The following is a 19978-nucleotide window of genomic DNA, read 5'->3' as shown; positions in this document are numbered from 1 at the left end:
GAGTCATGCACTGCGGTTATGTTTAGCGTTCTCCTTGTGGGATGAGGTAATTATTACATCTTGAAAACTAAGTGTACTTTTATTACCGTAAAAACTGTCCATTTCCTGACCATAGAGGCTCCACCATGACGGCTGAAGCTGTTATTCGTCACGCTACCGAGGCGGATTTTCCCGCGCTCTCGCGTATTTGTTTAGAAACCGCCAATGCCGGAAAAGACGCGACTGCGCTCTATTCTGACCCCGCCCTGCCCGGCCTGCGCTTTGTAATTCCCTACGCACGTTTTGCGCCGGATTTCGCGCTGGCGCTTGAACAGCAGGGTGAGGTCGTCGGCTATGCGGTGGCCGTACCGGATACCCGAGCCTTCGAGGCGGTGTTAAGCCAGCAGTGGTGGCCGATGTTGCAGGCGCAATATCGTAACTACTCGGCCTGCGCCCCGCTCGACAGCAAAGTTCTGGATGCCATCTTTCAGCCGGATGCCGCCGCCGATCTGTTGGTAAGCCAGTGGCCAGCGCATCTGCATATCAATCTGTTGCCAGCCACTCAGCAGGATGGCTGGGGGCGCAAACTGATTGAGCAACTGCTGATGCTGCTGCGCCAGGCGGGTGTGCCTGGCGTGCACCTGGGCGTCAGCCTGCAAAACGAGCAGGTTTGCGGTTTTTATAAGCGCCTTGGCTTTACGCCCATCGTGCGCAGCAACGCCATCTATATGGGCCAGTTACTTTAAGCGAGACACAGTATGACCAGCCTGCATCTGCAAAGCGTTAAGAAGTCTTACGAGCAAGTGAATGTCATTCACGGTATTGATCTCACTATCAACAGCGGTGAATTTGTGGTGTTTGTTGGCCCCTCCGGCTGCGGAAAATCGACGCTGTTACGCATGATTGCCGGGCTGGAAGAGATCAGCGATGGCAAGTTGCTGATTGAGGGCGCGGATATGACTCACCAGCCAGCGACCGAGCGCGGTATCGCCATGGTGTTTCAGTCCTACGCGCTTTACCCGAATATGACGGTGCGCGGCAACCTCGCTTATCCCCTGGAGGTGATGAAACGCCCGAAAACCGAGATCGAACAGGCGATTGCGCAGACTGCGGCGCGCCTGCATCTTACTGAGCTGCTCGATCGCCTGCCACGGGCTTTGTCTGGCGGGCAACGTCAGCGCGTGGCGATTGGGCGCGCCATTATTCGCCATCCGCGCATTTTCCTGTTTGATGAACCCCTGTCGAATCTGGATGCCGAGCTACGTTTGCAGATGCGTATCGAAATCGCCCGGCTGCACGCCTCATTGGGTAACACCATGATTTACGTCACCCATGACCAGTTGGAAGCGATGACGCTGGCCGACCGTATTGTGGTACTGCGTCAGGGCCGAATTGAACAGGTCGGTGCACCACTGGAGTTATATCACGACCCGGACAACCTGTTTGTCGCCGGATTTATTGGTTCGCCAAAGATGAATTTCTTACCCGCAGAAGTGGCCGCCGCCACTCCCGGCGAAGTGCAGTTGCGCGTGCCTTCTCTCGGCATTCACGCGTTAACCATAAAGATTGAAGCCACCTGCCATGAAGGGCAGAAAGTGACGCTGGGTGTACGTCCCGAACATTTTCAACCTGCCAACTCAGCCAGCGCACTGCTGAGCTTTAGCGCACCGTTGTCGTTCAGTGAGATGCTGGGACACACTAATTATCTTTATCTGGATGTAGGCCAGGAGCGGCTACTGGTGATTGAGGAGCGTAATGTGGCAAGCCATGAGATGGGTGAGTCGGTGCGTTATCAGTTAGATGTGGGGAGTTGTTTGTTGTTTGATGAGGGAGGGATGCGCTTGCGGTGAAGGCTGTTTAGCAACGGTTAGCGCCATAGGGCATTACCCGCCAGACATTACGGAATTTCAGTACCGCTGAGCAGAGCAGCCTGGGTTCGGGGTTCAACCGAACCCAGGCTTTTTAATTGCAGAGTGATACGCTCATGGTTGTAATAGCAGAGGTACTCACATATGGCTTGTTTCAGTTCCCCGGTAGTTGGGTATCCCGCTTTTGGAGCTTAGCCCGGATGCGGGCCTTAGCAATCGCGCCCTGCAACGGCCTTAACCTGATACAGGCAAAACCCGCTTAATGCAAGATGACGCGCTAAATCGCAAATTTTTACGACGCTATCTCTTCATCTGCCTGAGCGGCCAACAAATCCAGCAATTTGTTCACCGCAAACCCCGCAGCGCCCTGTGCCCACATGCGATTTGACTCGGTAATGAACTGTAACGGCGTCATATGCGGCGTCAATTTCAGGCGATAGGTCTGGAAACTCTGGGTGATATTATCCAGTAAAATGCGTGACGCCATTTGTGGCTCCATCGCCAGATAGACCACATCGGGATCATAGGCAATCGACAAGTTTGCCAACGACATGCCCAACTGGTGTCCGGCTTCCGCCAGCGCACTCAGCACCTCCTGCGTCGGGCGCATATCCAGGTCGCGCAGCGTCTGCGGCACCTCACCTTTCAGCGTGGCGGCCACCCGTTGCAGAATCGCCTGTGATGAGGCGACATCTTCCAGCAGACGCTCGGAGCCATCACCCAGCAGGGCATTACCAATCTCACCGGCTTTACCATGACGCCCGCGATAGAGCTGGCGATCGAGCAGAATACCTGCGCCAATCCCTTTACCAAAGGTGGCGATAATCGCCGATTGCGCATGACCGAGCTGACCAAATACCAGCGCCGCCATCGCTAAAGCATTGGCGTCATTTTCGATAAATACCGGCAGCGAGAAGCGATCTTCCAGTAGCCGGGCAATAGGAACGTTATCCCAGTCCAGCACGCGTGAGCGCACGCAATAGCCATTGCTGGCATCCACCAGACCAGACAGCGCCAGGCCAATCGCACCCACCTTTCTGCTCTCTACGCCGCGCAGGAACTTCGCCAGCGCATCACCCAACTGTTTCGGTGTCATGGCCCCGGAAGGCATTTGCTGCTCGCCGATGATGTTGCCGCCCAGGTCGGTCAGCACAATCAGGTTACGTTCCGCATTGAGCTGGATGCCAACCACACTGGCGTGGTCGGGATTAAGGCCCAGCAGAGTCTTGGGACGTCCCATCGAGACACGTCTCAGCCCCAGCTCCTGGACGATGCCTCCTGTCAGCAGGCGATTAGTGGCCTGCGAGACCGTTGACATACTCAGGCCGCTGCGCACTTTAAGGTCGGACTGGCTGATCGGCGCATTTTCGACAATCAGCCGCAGAATACGGGCAGTTACGTTCGGAGCAATCATAATTCTCTTTATCAGCAGAATGAAAAGGTTACGCGGGTTGATTCATACTGAACTGGCTGGCAAGCCGTAGCGCACCACTCAGCGCATCTCCCTGCGGTGGTACCAGTAGTGCGACGATATCCGCCGGAAGCCAGGGCTGAATCGGCGCGGCCAGGCCTCCCATCAATGCCAGCTTTTGGCTGCGCGCCAGTAGCGGCTGTATCATCTGTGTGATATCCGCAGCGGTTTGCTGAACCAGCGCGGCGCCATGCGCGTCCCCCGCATGCGCGGTGGCGAAAACGTCCGGCACTATCCGGCCCCAGTCAGCTGGGGTTGCCTGACGCGACCAGATTAGCATCTGTTCCGGGCTGTCCTGGTAATGCGCCATGATGCGTTGGGTCAGTACCGAGGACGGCACAATGCCTTCATGGGCCAGCAGCGCCAGCCGGAGCGCACGCTGCCCCAGCACCGCACCTGAACCGGCATCGGAAAGGGCAAATCCCCAGCCGCCGAGCGATGTAAACTGCGCGCCATCCCACACCGCACCCTGGCTGCCAGTGCCGGTGATAAATACTGCCCCTGGCGCGCCATTATGCGCCCCGGCGCAGGCGGTTTCGACATCGGTAAAAACATAGCGCGACTGGCAGACTGGCTGCCAGCTATCCAGACGTGCTTTGACCGAAGCCACATTCGCCCCCGCAAGACCCGCCACCAGCACGGTTTGTGCCCGTGCCGCTGGCGGCAATGCTGCCTGAGTAAAAAGATCGTCAATCACCCGGTCGATAGCGTCAATTGCCGCTTCAAAGTGAGACCAGACATTGGCTGGCCCGCCGTACGCTTCCGCCAGCAACTGCCCCCGTTCGTCGGTGAGACGTCCACGACAGCGCGTACCACCGCCATCAATACCCAGCATCAGTGACTGCACGCACTTCCTCCTGCCCTGCACCGCTCGGGATGACCCTTTCTAGATGTGCGAAAGATAGGGTAAAAAAACTTAAATCGCAATAACAAATAAATATGGAAGATACAACATAAAATAAAAATGATTAAAATCATATAAATACTAAAAATAACGATTTTTACGCTCAGGATTATTATTGACATTAGTTTTTCTGCCGTAATAAGTTAGCGGTCAGATTATCAGCCGCCTGATGAGTCGGGCAGCTAACAGGCAACGAGCTTCAGGGGTATAACATGAAAGTGGGCATTATTGGTCTTGGCTTTCGTCTTTCCCATGTGGTGAAAGAGTTCAGCAAAGCCGATACAGAGTTCTCAGTAGTGGGTTATGTCGATCCGGCTCCGGCGGGTTTACCCAATCTTCACACCTTCGGTATTGATCCCGGAAAGGCATTTGACAGCATCGACGCACTGTTGAGTCATGGCGGTTTTGATCTGCTGTTGATCGGCTCACCGAACTTTATGCATCTTGAGCATATTCGTCAGGGCCTGGCTGCGGGTTATACCGTCTTCACCGAGAAGCCGGTGGTCATCAATGAAGAACAGACGATGTCGATGGCACGGCTGGTACAGCAGTATGGTCACGAGCGTATTCTGGTCGGTCTGGTGCTGCGCTACTCACCCCTGTACCACGACCTGCTGATGGCGCGTGATGATAAACGCCTCGGAGAGATCACCTCCATCGAAGCCACCGAACATATCAAGCCATACCATGGCGCCTTCTTCCAGCGCGACTGGCGTAGGCTGGAGAAATACGCTGGTCCGTATATTCTGGAAAAATGCTGCCACGATATCGATCTTTATCAGGGCTTGATGGGTGAGCGTCCGGTGCGTGTCGCCAGCTTTGGTGGGCGTAAATCCTTTACCCCGCAACACGCGCCGCAGGGTGCCGTCACACCTGATTCCGAGTTGTATCATATCAAACCGAGCGGCTGGTCAAGTACCGACGCGGTGTTTGATAGCGACGCCGATATCGTCGATTACCAGACAGCCATCATTGAATACGCAGGTGGCGCCACCCTGGCCTTTCACGCCAACCTCAACGTGCCGGATGAGTTCCGTCGTTTCTGCGTAATGGGCACCGACGGCATGGCTGAAGGTGACTTTGTGCGTAACTATTTCCGCGTGCATAACGCCCGTACCGGTGAGCGTGAAGTGGATACCACCTACAGCGGCAACGCTTACGATGGGCACTACGGCGCTGATGCGCTGATGGCTGAAGAGATTGTGAAACATATTAAACAAGGAACGCCGCTGAAAGTAACGGTGGTGGATGCACTGGAAGCCGGACTCACTGCGATAAAAATCGACGAAGCGCGAAAATCGAAAACCGTGGTGGATATGACAGAGAGCTGGCAACAATTTGACGCCAACCTGGGGAAAAAATAGCCATATAACGGCCACAGTCTCGCGATCCCCCCTGATCGCGAGCTTTGTCATGGCGGTACGGACTGGGCATCTTCTTTACCAGCCTGTTGGCCGGTTTTTATTCCAGTGACCTCTCCTGTGAACAGGGTGAAGACCAATATAGCTGCGGCAGATGATGCGTGGACTGGAACAAAGCCGCAACCGGGGAAATGCTCCGCGATACCTCCGGTCAAATTGGCCTGCCCGCTATTAAATACCCATTGATGAAGATATCCCCCAGCGCCAAAACCATAATGGCGCTGGTGATTCTCTTAGCTAAATCTTTCCGGCCGGAAAGTGGCGAGCATGGGGTGCTTTATGCCCGTGAGAATTTCATCCGTAAGAAGCTCGCCTAAAATCAACGCCAACGTTGCTCCCGAATGAGTAAATGCAACAAAACACCCTGGGACGTTTTTGAGTTCCCCGATAACCGGTTCACCATCGCCCGGAATGGGCTTCAACCCAATTTTCCAGCTCTCTGCCTCCAGCGTTGAACCATCGCCAATCAATTTGCCGGCTTCGGCCATTAACTGGCTGATAACCGATTGATCAATACTGTACTGACCATCGGCATGTGCAACGATATTCTCTTCATACCAGTCATGATCAACCGCCAGTGTATTTCCGGGGTTTGGACGAATTGCCGCGCGTGGCGTGTTCATGACAACCCGCAGACCGTGATCATGTGCTGTGCTGCTGACCAGCATGGAAACAGGTGAACCGTTCGGAATGTGCACCCCGAGCGGAGCGACAACATCGGGAGTCCAGGGGCCACAGGCTACCAGCACCCTGTCTGCGCTGAATTCCCCACCGTTCTCGCTGCGAACGCCGGTTGCACGCCCGGTGTCAGTTATCACACTTGCTTTTCCGGCATGCTCAATGATTTCGCCACCCGTTGCTCTTAATTCCTGAACGAGATGATCCACAAGATGCGGCAAGCTGACCCACCCTTCACCCGGATTAGCAATCACCACTCTGGCGAGCGCTGCTCTGTTCACCTGTGGATCAACATCACTTACCGCAGTTTGTTCAATAAGGTGTGAATCGTAACCATGCGCTTTTTCGTAACCATGGCGCGCTTTCATCCCCGCCTCATCGTCAGCGGCCCAGAACAGCGCACCATCGAAACGCAGCCAGTCAAGATCGGGATAGCGTGCAAACAGCGTACGGTAGCGGTCGATGCCTGCCATTCTCAGCGCATGATAAGGCTGAGAACGTTCGCCAGCAGAGTTAAGCCAGGAAAGTGAACGGCCCGATGCGCCGGAACAGAGTTCCGCTTCGGTTACCAGCGTCACTTTGGCACCGGCTTTGGCCAGATGCCATGCGGTTGATACGCCCAGAACTCCACCGCCCAACACAACAACGGTTTTGGCCACAGATTTGTCTGTCATCATTTATTCCTTCTGTTAAAGAGTTTCGCCGGTCAGGCAATACGTACGCAGTTTTGTCGATGGAGTCGTTCGATAAGCCTCAGCACCGCAAGCCCCTCCTCTGCCGCAACAGGAGGAGGGCCGCCATGCAAAAGCGCGTTGGCCAGCAACTGATAAAACGCGGGATAGTCACCACGTTGCAGGGGAACAGCATCGATTTCATCCGTTGTGCCTGCCCGGGCATACCTTTCAGGAGGCGTAACGCCGTACTGGCTGTCCGCAGGAGACATACCTGCGGACAACTGCGGCTCCTGGTTGTCCAGACCCCAATGGGTAAAGGCGCGCTTGCTGCCCAACAGATGGAAGCGCGGCGCATTCAGCGCAGCCTGACCATTCATCCACAGCCGTGAACGGACGCCGTTTTTATGCAGTAATGAGACGAAACAATCCTCATCACTGTCAGACAGATTGCCGGAATGCCTCGCCAACTCCGCGCTGGCCTCCTGAACCTGACCGAATAACTGCATCGCCTGATCAATCAGGTGACTACCGAGATCCAGCAGTAGGCCGCCCCCCTGCGCAATCGTGACCTCGTCACGCCAGTTGCCAAAGCCTTCAGGGCGCCACCACTCGAAGCGGGATTCAAAACTTCTTACCATGCCAAACGCCTCTTCCTGTACCAGGCGTTTGAGCGTGAGAAAATCACCATCCCAGCGGCGGTTGTGAAATACCGTCAGCAAGGTACTGGCTTGCCGGGCTGCGTTAATCATCGCTTCCGCCGCTTCCACATCCGGGGCAAAAGGTTTGTCTACCACCAAATGAATGCCGCGCAGACTGGCCTGTAAAGCCTGATCACGATGCTGCCCGGGCGGAGTAGCCAGTACGATGAGATCTAATGCGATGTCACCACTGTCGATAAGATGCAGCAGTGAGGACCAGTCCGACACAATCCGTGCCTGTGGATACAATTGTCGTGCCGATACCACACGCTGTTCATCGCGGCTGACAATCACCGCCAGCAGGTAGTCTGCATTGTGTGAAATTAGCGGCGCGTGAAAGATTTTTCCGGCAATACCAAAGCCCACCAGAGCCGTGCGGATAGGGCCAGAAACAGTGCGATGCGGCATCAGAGCACCTCCGATAAAAAACGCTGTAAACGTGCAGACTGGGGGCGTTCAAACATTTGCTCGGGCGTACCTGCTTCTACGATCTCGCCTTCATCCATAAAAACCACTTGGTCAGCGACGCGCCGGGCGAATCCCATCTCATGGGTCACCACTACCATTGTCATGCCGCGTTGACACAAATCGGCCATCAGCGTCAACACACCTTTCACCAGTTCGGGATCGAGCGCGGAAGTCGCTTCGTCAAACAGCATCACTTCCGGCTCCATCGCCAGCGCGCGCGCTATTGCCACACGCTGTTGCTGGCCGCCGGAGAGATCGCGCGGCCGATGATTGGCGCGCTGTGCTAATCCCACTTCTGCCAGACGCTGACTGGCAATGATCATTGCCTCTGCTTTTGAGCGCCCTTTTACTTTCCACGGCGCCAGCGCGACGTTTTCCAGCGCGCTATGATCGGGAAACAGATTGAAGTGCTGAAATACCATGCCAATGCGCAGTCGCAGCGCATCTGGTTTGTCTTTTAATACCGAGCGGCCAGCGAGCAATACATCGCCGCTTTTAGGTTCATGCAGACGGTTAATTCCCCGCAGTAAGGTTGATTTTCCTGACCCGGAAGGTCCAATGATGCAGGTTGTGGTGCCGGGTGCGATGTTTAGCGACACATTGCGCAGCACTTCAATCGGGCCGTACGCAAGAGTCAGATTTCGCAACTCAAGGCTTGCGCCGTGAAACGCAGAGGAAGTTGCCATCTCAATGTCCTTGTTCGCTGGTCAGGGATACAGTGGGCACAACCGCCCGTTTCACTTTCACTTCATCGATTTCTTTTAAACCGCTTTGGGGCGCCGTTGCGCGTCGTCGTCCGGTACGGTAACGAATGTCGATGTGGTTGACTGCATGTGTCAGTGGCACTGTGATAACCAGATAAAACAGACCGGCCAGCATCAGAGGAGACAAATTACCACTGAGTACCGCAGCATCCTGGCCAACGCGGAACAGTTCACGCTGATTCGTCATCAGCCCCAGCAGATACACCAGTGAAGAGTCTTTGATGATGGCGATGAACTGATTAACAATGGCGGGTAACACGCGACGGATACCCTGAGGAATGATCACCAGCCGCATCGCCCGGCTATAACTCATGCCCAGCGCCCGGCAAGCTTCCATCTGCCCTTGTTCGACACTCTGAATACCCGCGCGAAAGATTTCTCCCATGTAAGCGCTTGCAATCAGGCTCAGGGCAAAAATACCCAGCGGATAAGGAGTTGGACCGAACAATTGATAACTGAAGCGCGCCAGCCCCTGACCAATCAGCAAAATGGTGAGGATAGAAGGCAAACCGCGAAACAGATCGGTATAAAGCCGGGCGGGTACGCGCAGCCAGCGTGAAGGGGAAATCCCCATCAGCGCCAGTATTAGGCCGAAAAAGGTACCAAGAACGGTGGCAGACACTGAGATGATAATAGTGTTAACCAGCCCCGTTGCCAGCAGTTGTGGCAGTACGTCCATCATCGAAGGAATATCGAAGAAAGTACGCGAAAGAATAGTGATCAGATCCATAGCCGATTCTCTGTTGCGGGTGATGGACGAGAGCCATCACCGGAAGCATTCACACGCACACAGGATGTGCGGGAGGATTAATGGTGTGGCAGATACTGTTCAGGCATCGGCGAACCCGGGAACCACTTCTCGTAGAGCTTTTTCCAGGTACCATCCTGCATCGCATCTTTGATGGCTTTATCCAGAGCAGCTTTAAAAGCTGGCTTGTTTTTAGCTATCGCCACGCCCGCAGGAGCATCAAAAGAGGGAATATTAGCGGCCATCACCAGTTTGAAGCGGGCTGCATAATCCTTGGCGGCTTCGTAATCAAGGAACATCGCATCAAGCGTGCCGTTATTCAGCGCGGAAACAGCGGCGTTGTTATCAGGGAAACGGACCAGATCGGTCTGTTTGAAGTGCTGCAACGCATAGCTTTCCTGGAGTGTCCCCTGGATCACGCCCAGCCGTTTATGAGCCAGCGTCTCAACGTTTTTCACGCCGGAATCACTGCGGGTTAACACCGTCAGATAACCCGCCAGATAACCTGTCGAAAAATCGACGGTTCTTTCGCGTGCTGGGGTAATGCCGATTGCGGCCACCCCGGCGTCATATTGTCCATTAGCGACGGCAGGAAGGATGGCCGAGAAATCCTGTCCAACAAAATCAACCTTATCAATCCCGATACGATGCGCGACATTTTTAAAGAATTCGACGTCAAATCCAGTGAAATTGCCGCTTTTGTCGGTAAAGGTATAAGGCTTCGCGTCACCGAGACTCGCCACACGCAGATGTCCCGGATCAATTAAGCCGTACGGATTGTTATCACTTGTCGCCCGGGCAATGAAGCTGGCTGAGAGCATTACAGCGATGCCGAACAAGCTTGCGGTCAGATTGGTTAAACGTTTATGCGATGTCATAAAGCTCTTCCGTTTTTGCAGGTGAAACTTCAGAGTCCACTGAGCCGGTGAGTTATAATTGAGACCGGTCTCAATGAGGGTTAAAATGAGGCCGATGCTTGTTGTGAGACCGGTCTCAAATGGATATACTGATATTAAGCACACGCTTTAAGCAGCGTCAATTCGGATGTTATCAACTTGTGATTTGAAATAATTATGACAACAAAAAATCAACAATTACGCAGTCCAACGGTTGCTGACGTAGCACGTCTGGCGGGCGTGTCAAAAGCCCAGGCCGCGAGGGCGCTGGGTGGATATGGTTCCGTCAGGCAAGAAGTGCAGACGCGTGTCAGCCAGGCCGCAGAAAACCTGGGATACCGTCCGAATGAGCTGGCGCGAAGCATGAATACAGGACGCTCAAACACCATCGGCGTGATTGTTGGTGATATTGAAAACCCTCATTTTGGCCTTGCGTTACGAGGCATGGCCGATGTCGCCCGCCAGGCAGGTTTTCATTTGCTTCTCAGTAACAGTGATGAAACCGTAGAAGAAGAGCGAGAAGCCGTACGTGTGATGCTGGACAAGCGCGTCGATGGGATAATCGTTGCGCCCTGCAGTTCCCTGGCTGGTGATAATGATCACCTAAAACAGGTGCTGGCAGAAGGACGTGCGTTAATGACGTTTGACCGTGCAGTCGAAGGGCTGGAGGTGGAAACTATCCAGGCTAACTTTCTGACTGTAGCGAAGCATGCTACCCAACTCTTACTGAACGCAGGCCATAAGCGTATCGCTTACCTCTCCAGTATGCGTATCGCGGCATCTTACTCCCACACCATGACGCTGGGGCCGACGCCTGTGGCGCAACGTGTAAAAGGGATGATTGACGCGCATCAGGAAGCGGGAATGGTATTAGATCCTGCCCTGGTGCAGCTTAATGCCGTTAGTGATGAACACATCGAACAGATATTGACACAATTACTGGCACTTACCGATCCCCCAAGCGCTCTTATCGCCTCCGATAACCTTATCGCAATGGGCATACTACGCGGGCTGGCGAAACGCGGGCTGCGAGTACCCGATGATATCTCTTTTGTGATGTATGATGATTTTCCCTGGACAGAACTGATGACACCGCCGCTCACGGTAGTCGCGCAGCCGGTTTATGAGATGGGTCGGGAAGCAGCCCGCAGGTTGATCTGCCATATTCGTCAGCAACCCGCCGGAGCGTTACCTGAGTTTGAAGGCTGGTTGGTAGCGCGGGGATCGATCGGGAAAAAGCTACCCGAGGGGTACAAAGTACCAATCGCATCTAACTGACATGCCCGAGTTATTGGCAGAACAAATATCGGCAAGCCTGGTTATCCAGCAGATTCATTTTCCACGCGTCGATAAACAGGCACGCGCCGTGTTGTTCCGGTCAAATTATCAAAAACGTCCGTTTCCGCAGTGGCTATCTTCAGGCCGGTTTTTCTCAACCGCTGCACATCGGCGGCGATGCGCTGAATACCAAACCAGAAAAGCCCGTCCAGCGCGGTTACCTGTAACCCTTCCGTCAGTGCAATTTTAAGACGTTCACGCGGCGCTTTAGTCTCTTTCGCAATCTGTTGATAAGGCGCAGCCGTATTGCCTTCGGCATCAATCCGGCGGATGCGCGTTGACAGCCGGTACTGAAACTCATCCGGAATGCCGCTCAAATCGCTTCTCAACGTATAGACACAACCAAAACGCTTACCGTTAAACAGCACATTTTTCTGGCTGATTTGCAGTTCGTCCCGCAGGCTGGCGATCAATTGCGGAGCGCGAATAAGCAGCAACCGGAAAGGTAATTCAAAACTGGTGACATAATCGACATTCAGCAGCGCGATCCGCAGGCGTTCTTCGGCTCCAGCCTGCGTCTGACGGCACTCTTCTGCCACATCAGCCCATTGCTGCGTCAGGCGCGGCGTTTCACCCATTTCCGTAAAACTGTACTTCTCTATCTGGTAGTCAATTCTTCCGGTCACGCTGAATTCCCTGCTGGTCACGTTACAGTACGCTTCACTTTACCAATCCCGGCGTTTAACCGGAAGTGAGTTAACGAACCGCAACCCGGTTATTCTTTATGACAAAATTTCCGGCAGCAGATGTGCCAGGCAGCGCTCCGCCAGCATTAACGAGGCCTGCTCAATATCCGGCGCAAAGTAACGATCTTTATCGTAATGTTTCACCCGTTCACGCAGCAAATGGCGTGCCTGCTCGAGTAACGGGCTGGAGGTTAATCCTTCCCGCATATCCAGCCCCTGACAAGCAGCCAGCCATTCCACGGCAATCACACCACGAGTATTAGCCGCCATCTCCCAAAGCCGACGACCAGCAGCAGGTGCCATCGAAACGTGATCCTCCTGGTTAGCAGAGGTCGGCAAACTATCGACACTGTGCGGATGAGACAACGCTTTGTTCTCACTCGCCAGCGCTGCAGCAGTGACCTGGGCAATCATAAAACCGGAGTTAACACCGCCATTTTTTACCAGGAAGGGCGGAAGCTGCGACATATGGCTATCCATCAACAGCGCGATACGCCGCTCCGCCAGCGAGCCGATCTCAGCGATAGCCAACGCGATATTATCAGCGGCCATCGCAACCGGTTCCGCGTGGAAGTTGCCACCAGAGATCACCTCATTTTCAGCAGCGAAAACCAGTGGGTTATCAGAAACCGCATTCGCTTCGGTCAGCAACACATCGGCGGCAAAACGCAACTGCGTCAGACACGCTCCCATAACCTGCGGCTGGCAGCGTAATGAGTAAGGATCCTGCACTTTATTGCAGTTGTGATGAGACTGTGAAACCGCACTGTTATCAGTCAGCACGTGGCGATAGAGAGCCGCCGCGTCGATCTGCCCACGCTGACCGCGCACCTGGTGAATACGTGCATCGAATGGACGACGTGAACCGAGCGCAGCCTCGGTGGTCAGCGCACCACAAACCACTGCGGAAGCAAACAAATCTTCGGCCTCAAACAGACCGCGCAATGCGAATGCTGTCGAGGTTTGCGTCCCGTTGAGCAGCGCCAGCCCCTCTTTCGCCGCCAGCGTCAGCGGAGCAAGCCCGGCTCTATTCAGTGCTTCAGTTGCAGGTAGCCACTCGCCTTGCCAGCGCGCTTTACCTTCACCAAGCAGCGTAAGCGACATATGTGCCAATGGCGCTAAATCGCCGGATGCACCGACAGATCCTTTAGCCGGGATCCAGGGATAAACACCAGCATTTACCATCGCCACCAACGTCTGGATCACCTGCAAACGAATGCCGGAAAAGCCACGCGCCAGGCTGTTGATCTTCAGCACCATAATCAGGCGCACCATGTCATCATCCAGCGGTTCACCAATGCCCGCAGCGTGGGAAAGCACCAAAGAGCGCTGTAAATTTTCCAGATCGTCAGTGGCAATGCGCGTCTGAGCAAGCAATCCAAAACCGGTATTAATACCGTATGCCGTTCGCCCTTCCACCATAATGGCATTGACACAAGCGACGCTGTCATTAATGGCGCTAAAAGCACACTCATCCAGTGTTAACTGGTGCGGTTGGCTGTAGATATCGCGCAATTGGGACAGTGTCAGTTGGCCGGGGACGAGGGTTACATTTTTCATTGTCAGCAAAGTCTCTGCAGTGAGGATATGAATACATATACTTGTCTATACATATCCATGCAAGTCCGCTTTTAACAAGAAAGATACAGTTTTGTTATATTGCGTCTGCAATCACGATTTTACTCAATACATAGTCAGTTATTTTTCTCACCCGGCCATATGAGTTAAGACCTTATTCTTAATCCTTACATAAGTATGCATTATGCTTTCAGTGTGCAAAATGTGACCACCATCAAAAAATAAGCCTTAGAATTCAAGTGGAAATGAACCGTTTCAGCTTTACATTTTTTACGTTGCTCAAAAGCAATTTATTTAGCAACGAAAGTATTGTGTCGCCAAAGCCCGACACATTGTAAGTCACTAAAATTTCATAAAAAAAAGGCTCTTGTAAGGCCAAAAAATTAAGCGTACATTAGCCCCCGTTGGTGAGAAATTCACCCAAAATTCTGAGATGGAGCTGTGGCCGAAATGGAGATAATTCTCAATTTGGTTTTGGCGTAGTTTCACCTCTCTATACTCAGTCCTTGTAAGGTCATTAAGTGCATACTCAAACGTATGCGGAGTGATGAACGTGAAATATTTCTTTATGGGCATTTCTGTGATGGTCATTGTGTGGGCCGGCACCTTCGCCCTGATGATCTGACCTGAGCTATTGATGCGGAAAACAACAGGAGCCTCGCGGCTCCTGTTGTTTTTTAGGGTTCAATATCTTCTATTGCGCTTTTTTGCGTCACTGGCAGCAGCCCGTCGTTGCGGAACATCGTCTTAATGCCGCGTACCGCCTGACGGATACGATCACGGTTTTCAATCAAGGCAAAACGCACATGGGTGTCACCGTAATCACCAAAACCAATGCCGGGAGAGACGCACACTTTGGCGTCCTGCAGCAACTTTTTGGCAAACTCCAGTGAGCCCATCGCCGCATACGGTTCCGGAATCTTCGCCCATACATACATTGAAGCTTTTGGTATTTCGACCATCCAGCCCGCTTCATGCAGCCCTTTCACCAGCACGTCGCGGCGGCGCTTATACTGTGCGGCAATATCGCGTACGCACTGCTGATCCCCTTCCAGTGCAGCAATCGCGGCTACCTGCAACGGTGTAAACGTGCCGTAGTCATGGTAACTTTTAATGCGCGCCAGTGCGTTTACCAGCACCGGATTACCGACCATAAATCCAATACGCCAGCCGGCCATATTGTAGCTTTTCGACAGGGTGAAAAATTCCACCGCAACGTCGCGCGCGCCCGGCACCTGCATAATCGACGGCGCTTTCCAGCCATCAAAAACGATATCGGCATAAGCCAGATCGTGAACCACCAGTACGTCGTAGCGTTTAGCCAGCGCGACCACTTTCTCAAAGAATTCCAGCTCTACACATTGTGCCGTTGGGTTAGACGGAAAGCCCAGAATCATCATCTTTGGTTTCGGGTAACTTTCACGGATCGCGCGTTCGAGTTCATTGAAGAAATCCACACCTTCTACCAACGGCACAGAGCGAACCTGCGCACCGGCAATCACCGCGCCATAAATGTGGATCGGATAGCTTGGGTTCGGCACCAGTACGGTATCTCCGTGATCCAGTGTCGCCAGCATCAGATGCGCCAGCCCCTCTTTCGAACCGATAGTTACAATGGCCTCAGTTTCTGGATCGATCTCAACCTGATAGCGATCCTGATACCAGCGTGAAATCGCCCGACGCAGACGAGGAATACCGCGCGAAGTAGAATAACCGTGAGTATCCGGGCGCTGGGCGACCGTACAGAGTTTCTCAACAATATGCGGAGGTGTTGGACCGTCCGGGTTGCCCATACTGAAATCAATAATGTCTTCGCCGCGACGACGCGCAGCCATTTTCAATTCAGCGGTAATATTGAAAACATAAGGGGGAAGACGATCGATACGCGTAAAACGACGTTCAGGACTGGAGTCAGCCATAGATTCCTCGGAGTAACGTTAGCGCCCGGACCGTCCGAGCGACGTCGCTGTAAATACAGCGTGCTTAAAACATATCCTGAAAAATTTCCTGCTGTCGAGAGGAAAAAGTAAAAATAATAGGCCGGCCTAAAAGGGGAACATTGATTCAAGAGAGGAAAAGTGATTCCATCCTCTTATTACTAAATTGCATGTTAAATTTAACAATATGATATCAAAGTAATTACTTTTATTTTTCAGTATATTTCGCCTTTCGCCACTCTCCTTTGAACATCTTTCAATCCCCTTTTAGAAATATGGTCTTTCCTCGTTGCATGAATGATTGAACGAATGAATGTGGTGACTGGTCATCTGCGACAGGGTTCCTTATCATGGCTTTTTGACGTCATCCACCGAGTCCCCCAGTGCACGAAATATTCGATATGTTACTGGCAGTTTTTGATCGCGCGGCGTTAATGTTGATCTGCCTGTTCTTTTTGATCCGCATACGCCTGTTTCGCGAACTGCTGCATAAAACCGCCCACACGCCAAAAGAATTGCTTGCGGTTACCGCGATCTTCTCCATGTTCGCCCTGTTCAGCACCTGGTCCGGCGTGCCGGTTGAAGGTTCGCTGGTTAACGTGCGTATTATTGCTGTTATGTCCGGTGGGATTTTGTTTGGCCCGTGGGTCGGCATTATTACCGGCGTCATCGCCGGGATACACCGCTATCTGATCGACATTGGTGGCGTTACCGCAGTTCCATGCTTTATCACCAGTATTATTGCCGGGATCTTTTCTGGAATGATTAACCGGAAAGTTCCCAAAGCGCAGCACTGGCGTGTAGGGATCATTGGTGGGATGATTTGCGAAAGCCTGACCATGATTTTGGTGGTCCTCTGGGCACCAACCACCGCGCTGGGGCTGGATATTGTTTCCAAAATCGGTGTGCCGATGATCCTCGGCAGCGTTTGTATCGGCTTTATCGTGCTGCTGGTGCAAAGTGTCGAAGGGGAAAAAGAGGCTATCGCGGGTCGCCAGGCAAAACTGGCACTGGATATTGCGAATAAAACATTGCCGTTATTCCGTAACGTCAATAGTGATTCGCTGCGTCAGATATGCGATATCATTCGTCGCGATATCAACGCCGATGCTGTGGCAATCACCAATACCGATCATGTGCTGGCGTACGTTGGTGTCGGAGAAGATAACTATCGCGACAGCGACGATATTCTCAGCCCGACCACGCATCAGTCGATCACCACAGGTGAAATTATCATTAAAAACAATGATGAAGCCCACCGCACGCCTGAAATTCACTCCATGCTGGTGATCCCGCTGCGGGAGCAGAGTGTGGTCACCGGCACACTGAAAATATACTACTGCCATGCGCACCAGATCACCTCATCTTTACAGGAGATGGCGGTCGGGTTATCGCAAATTATCTCGACCCAACTGGAAGTTTCCCGCGCTGAGCAACTGCGTGAAATGGCAAACAAGGCAGAACTGCGCGCACTGCAAAGCAAAATAAACCCGCACTTCCTGTTTAATGCTCTGAATGCTATTTCTTCCTCTATTCGTCTCAACCCGGATACCGCCCGGCAATTGATTTTTAATTTGTCGCGTTATCTGCGCTATAACATTGAATTAAAAGATGATGAGAAGATCGACATCAAGAAAGAGCTGTATCAAATTAAAGATTACATTGCGATTGAACAGGCGCGTTTTGGCGACAAATTGACCGTCATTTATGACATTGATGAAGAGGTCAGTTGTGTGATCCCCAGTCTGCTGATTCAGCCGCTGGTAGAAAATGCCATTGTGCACGGCATTCAGCCCTGTAAAGGCAAAGGCGTGGTAACGATAATTGTGGAAGAATTCGGCAACCGCGTACGCATCGCGGTGCGTGACACCGGCAACGGTATTGCACCGGAGATGATTGCCCGCGTTGAGGCCGATGAAATGCCGGGCAATAAGATTGGCCTGCTTAACGTTCACCAGCGCGTGAAATTACTGTATGGCGATGGATTACATATTCGCCGCCTGACGCCAGGAACCGAGATTGCCTTTTATGTTCCGCGCTCGTCATCCGCCACATTGTTGCCCTAACAGGAGAAGTCGATGAAGGTCATCATTGTTGAAGATGAATTTCTGGCGCAACAGGAGTTGAGCTGGCTGATAAAAGAACACAGCCAGATGGAGATCGTCGGTACCTTTGACGATGGTCTCGATGTGCTGAAATATTTACAGCACAACAAAGTTGATGCGATCTTTCTGGATATCAATATTCCGTCTCTGGATGGCGTATTGCTGGCGCAAAACATCAGCCAGTTCGCACATAAACCCTTTATTGTGTTTATTACTGCCTGGAAAGAGCATGCGGTCGAAGCCTTCGAACTGGAAGCGTTTGACTACATTCTGAAGCCGTACCAGGAGTCGCGAATTATCAGTATGCTGCGAAAGCTGGAAACGGCCTGGCAGCAGCAATCAGGTACCGCCAGCAGCCCGCAATCACGGGAAAACGCCACCATTAATCTGGTGAAAGACGAACGTATTATTGTTACCAGCATTAACGATATTTATTATGCGGAAGCGCATGAGAAGATGACCTTCGTCTATACGAAGCGGGAATCATACGTGATGCCGATGAACATCACCGAGTTTTGCAGCAAGCTGCCGACGGCGCATTTCTTTCGCTGCCATCGCTCATACTGCGTGAATCTGGATAAAATTCGCGAGATCGAACCGTGGTTCAACAACACCTATATCTTGCGGCTGCGGGACCTGGATTTTCAGGTGCCCGTCAGCCGCAGCAAAGTTAAAGAATTCAGGCAGCTAATGAATCTTTAAAGGAAATGTCCCAGCGTCTGGCGCAAATGCGCGCCAGAGCCGAGTAGCCCGGGATTATCATGAACAATCAGATAGACCGGAATGTCCTGCACATAGGATTTGAAACGCCCTTTATCTTCAAAGCCACCACGGAAACCGGAGGCGGTAAAGAAGTCGAGGAAGCGCGGCACGATCCCGCCCGCGATATACACCCCGCCGAATGTACCGAGGTTTAGCGCCAGGTTACCGCCAAAACGTCCCATAATGACGCAGAACAGCGACAATGCGCGGCGGCAGTCAATGCAACTGTCCGCCAGCGCCCGTTCGGTAACATCCTTGGGTTGCAGATTTTCAGGTAGGCGACCATCAGATTTCACAATCGCCCGGTAGAGATTGACCAGCCCAGGGCCAGAAAGCACACGTTCAGCAGAGACATGGCCGATTTCCGCCCGCAGCTCTTCGAGGATAATCCCCTCTTCTTCACTATTCGGTGCGAAATCGACGTGACCACCTTCGCCCGGCAGGCTCACCCAGCGTTTATCTACATGCACCAGATGCGCAACGCCAAGCCCCGTGCCAGCGCCGTAAACAGCGATCGGTTTGCCTTCCACCGCCTCACCGCCGCCAAACTGGATCAGGTGATCTTTTTTCAGCATCGGGATCGCCATTGATACGGCGGTAAAATCATTGATAATTTCCAGGTGCGCAAACCCGAGGCTTTTCTTCATTTCCGCAATCGAGAAAGCCCATGTGTGATTCGTCATCGCCACCCAGTCTCCGGTAACCGGACAGGCAATAGCGATGCAGCCGTCTTCCACGCTGACGTTATGTTCATCAAGATAAACGCGCACTACGGCTTCGAGACTGGGATAATCGAGGCCGGAATAGGTTTTGGCCCGGGAGATGTCACCGCTGTCGATATCACACAACGCTAAGCGCGCGTTGGTACCGCCCACGTCTCCCACTAAAGCATACTTTGTCATTCTTTTACGGCTCCGCTAAAGTCAGAATAAATCTTTGGCACACTGTAAATTCAAGGCGCTGTAACAACAACGACCATAGCACGAGTGCCCCAGGATAATCG

At 52.8% G+C, this 19978-nt stretch carries 18 protein-coding genes and 1 pseudogene; 7 read left to right on the top strand and 12 right to left on the bottom strand.

Translation table 11 applies throughout. The features are described from left to right. Positions 1–125 precede the first annotated feature (125 nt). Both GA0061070_RS13585 and GA0061070_RS13580 read left to right on the top strand, forming a co-directional pair. The gene (locus tag GA0061070_RS13585; protein WP_090136628.1) at positions 126–725 is read left to right on the top strand and encodes a GNAT family N-acetyltransferase; all 600 of its coding nucleotides are present in this window, start codon (positions 126–128) and stop codon (positions 723–725) included. A gap of 12 nt (positions 726–737) precedes the next feature. Beyond that, positions 738–1829 (top strand): ABC transporter ATP-binding protein, encoded by a 1092-nt coding sequence (locus GA0061070_RS13580; RefSeq protein WP_090136627.1) that lies wholly within the window; start codon positions 738–740, stop codon positions 1827–1829. Between the two features lie 47 nt (positions 1830–1876). Here the strand turns inward: GA0061070_RS13580 and GA0061070_RS25990 are convergent. From GA0061070_RS25990 to GA0061070_RS13565, 3 genes and pseudogenes are all read right to left on the bottom strand, one after another. After that, a pseudogene (locus tag GA0061070_RS25990) lies at positions 1877–2011 on the bottom strand (IS3 family transposase); the annotation flags it as partial. Positions 2012–2139: 128 nt separating this feature from the next. After that, on the bottom strand, positions 2140–3261 hold the full coding sequence (locus tag GA0061070_RS13570; RefSeq protein ID WP_090136626.1) for an ROK family transcriptional regulator: 1122 nt from the start codon (positions 3259–3261) through the stop codon (positions 2140–2142). 28 nt (positions 3262–3289) lie between these two features. Beyond that, complete coding sequence (locus tag GA0061070_RS13565; protein ID WP_208598173.1) at positions 3290–4165, bottom strand: glucosamine kinase nucleotide-binding domain-containing protein; 876 nt, start codon at positions 4163–4165, stop codon at positions 3290–3292. Between the two features lie 269 nt (positions 4166–4434). Here GA0061070_RS13565 and GA0061070_RS13560 point away from each other — a divergent pair, with 269 nt between their 5' ends. Further along, complete coding sequence (locus GA0061070_RS13560; RefSeq protein ID WP_090136625.1) at positions 4435–5586, top strand: Gfo/Idh/MocA family protein; 1152 nt, start codon at positions 4435–4437, stop codon at positions 5584–5586. Between the two features lie 290 nt (positions 5587–5876). Here GA0061070_RS13560 and GA0061070_RS13555 read toward each other — a convergent pair whose 3' ends face one another. The 5 genes from GA0061070_RS13555 to GA0061070_RS13535 form a co-directional block, all read right to left on the bottom strand. Beyond that, positions 5877–6995, bottom strand: a complete 1119-nt coding sequence (locus GA0061070_RS13555; protein ID WP_090136624.1) for an NAD(P)/FAD-dependent oxidoreductase — start codon at positions 6993–6995, stop codon at positions 5877–5879. Between the two features lie 32 nt (positions 6996–7027). Then, positions 7028–8101: a Gfo/Idh/MocA family oxidoreductase gene (locus GA0061070_RS13550; RefSeq protein WP_090136623.1), complete on the bottom strand. Its 1074-nt coding sequence runs from the start codon at positions 8099–8101 to the stop codon at positions 7028–7030. Then, on the bottom strand, positions 8101–8847 hold the full coding sequence (locus tag GA0061070_RS13545) for an amino acid ABC transporter ATP-binding protein (RefSeq protein WP_090136622.1): 747 nt from the start codon (positions 8845–8847) through the stop codon (positions 8101–8103). The genes GA0061070_RS13550 and GA0061070_RS13545 overlap by 1 nt, the downstream gene beginning before the upstream one ends. A 1-nt stretch (position 8848) precedes the next feature. Further along, entirely contained in the window at positions 8849–9655 is an 807-nt protein-coding gene (locus GA0061070_RS13540) for an amino acid ABC transporter permease (protein WP_090136621.1), read from the bottom strand. A 77-nt stretch (positions 9656–9732) separates the two neighbouring features. Continuing rightward, the gene (locus GA0061070_RS13535) at positions 9733–10551 is read right to left on the bottom strand and encodes an ABC transporter substrate-binding protein (RefSeq protein WP_090136620.1); all 819 of its coding nucleotides are present in this window, start codon (positions 10549–10551) and stop codon (positions 9733–9735) included. 195 nt (positions 10552–10746) lie between these two features. Here GA0061070_RS13535 and GA0061070_RS13530 point away from each other — a divergent pair, with 195 nt between their 5' ends. Next, a complete protein-coding gene (locus GA0061070_RS13530) occupies positions 10747–11847 on the top strand; it encodes a LacI family DNA-binding transcriptional regulator (RefSeq protein WP_090136619.1) in 1101 nt (366 codons plus the stop codon). A gap of 41 nt (positions 11848–11888) precedes the next feature. On the opposite strand, the gene GA0061070_RS13525 is transcribed toward GA0061070_RS13530, so the two are convergent. Both GA0061070_RS13525 and hutH read right to left on the bottom strand, forming a co-directional pair. Continuing rightward, positions 11889–12533, bottom strand: coding sequence for an ECs1377 family protein (locus tag GA0061070_RS13525; RefSeq protein WP_090136618.1), 645 nt, complete (start codon positions 12531–12533; stop codon positions 11889–11891). Between the two features lie 96 nt (positions 12534–12629). Continuing rightward, positions 12630–14153, bottom strand: a complete 1524-nt coding sequence (gene hutH, locus GA0061070_RS13520; protein ID WP_090136617.1) for a histidine ammonia-lyase — start codon at positions 14151–14153, stop codon at positions 12630–12632. Positions 14154–14724: 571 nt separating this feature from the next. On the opposite strand from hutH, the gene ypdK reads away from it, so the two are divergent. After that, positions 14725–14796 (top strand): membrane protein YpdK, encoded by a 72-nt coding sequence (ypdK, locus tag GA0061070_RS13515; RefSeq protein ID WP_099458783.1) that lies wholly within the window; start codon positions 14725–14727, stop codon positions 14794–14796. Positions 14797–14848: 52 nt separating this feature from the next. On the opposite strand, the gene alaC is transcribed toward ypdK, so the two are convergent. Beyond that, entirely contained in the window at positions 14849–16090 is a 1242-nt protein-coding gene (alaC, locus tag GA0061070_RS13510; RefSeq protein ID WP_090136616.1) for an alanine transaminase, read from the bottom strand. Between the two features lie 401 nt (positions 16091–16491). Between alaC and GA0061070_RS13505 the strand changes: the two genes are divergently transcribed. Both GA0061070_RS13505 and GA0061070_RS13500 read left to right on the top strand, forming a co-directional pair. Then, on the top strand, positions 16492–18174 hold the full coding sequence (locus tag GA0061070_RS13505; RefSeq protein WP_090136615.1) for a sensor histidine kinase: 1683 nt from the start codon (positions 16492–16494) through the stop codon (positions 18172–18174). A 12-nt stretch (positions 18175–18186) separates the two neighbouring features. Further along, a complete protein-coding gene (locus GA0061070_RS13500; RefSeq protein WP_043952817.1) occupies positions 18187–18915 on the top strand; it encodes a LytR/AlgR family response regulator transcription factor in 729 nt (242 codons plus the stop codon). Here the strand turns inward: GA0061070_RS13500 and glk are convergent. Then, positions 18912–19877, bottom strand: a complete 966-nt coding sequence (gene glk / locus GA0061070_RS13495) for a glucokinase (RefSeq protein ID WP_090136614.1) — start codon at positions 19875–19877, stop codon at positions 18912–18914. The genes GA0061070_RS13500 and glk overlap by 4 nt on opposite strands. Between the last annotated feature and the right edge of the window lie 101 nt (positions 19878–19978).

It is taken from the genome of Kosakonia oryziphila, from assembly GCF_900094795.1.
GTDB classification, from domain to species: domain Bacteria; phylum Pseudomonadota; class Gammaproteobacteria; order Enterobacterales; family Enterobacteriaceae; genus Kosakonia; species Kosakonia oryziphila.
The sequence above is the reverse complement of the archived record's forward strand: the minus strand, read 5'-3'. Positions and strand labels throughout refer to the sequence as shown.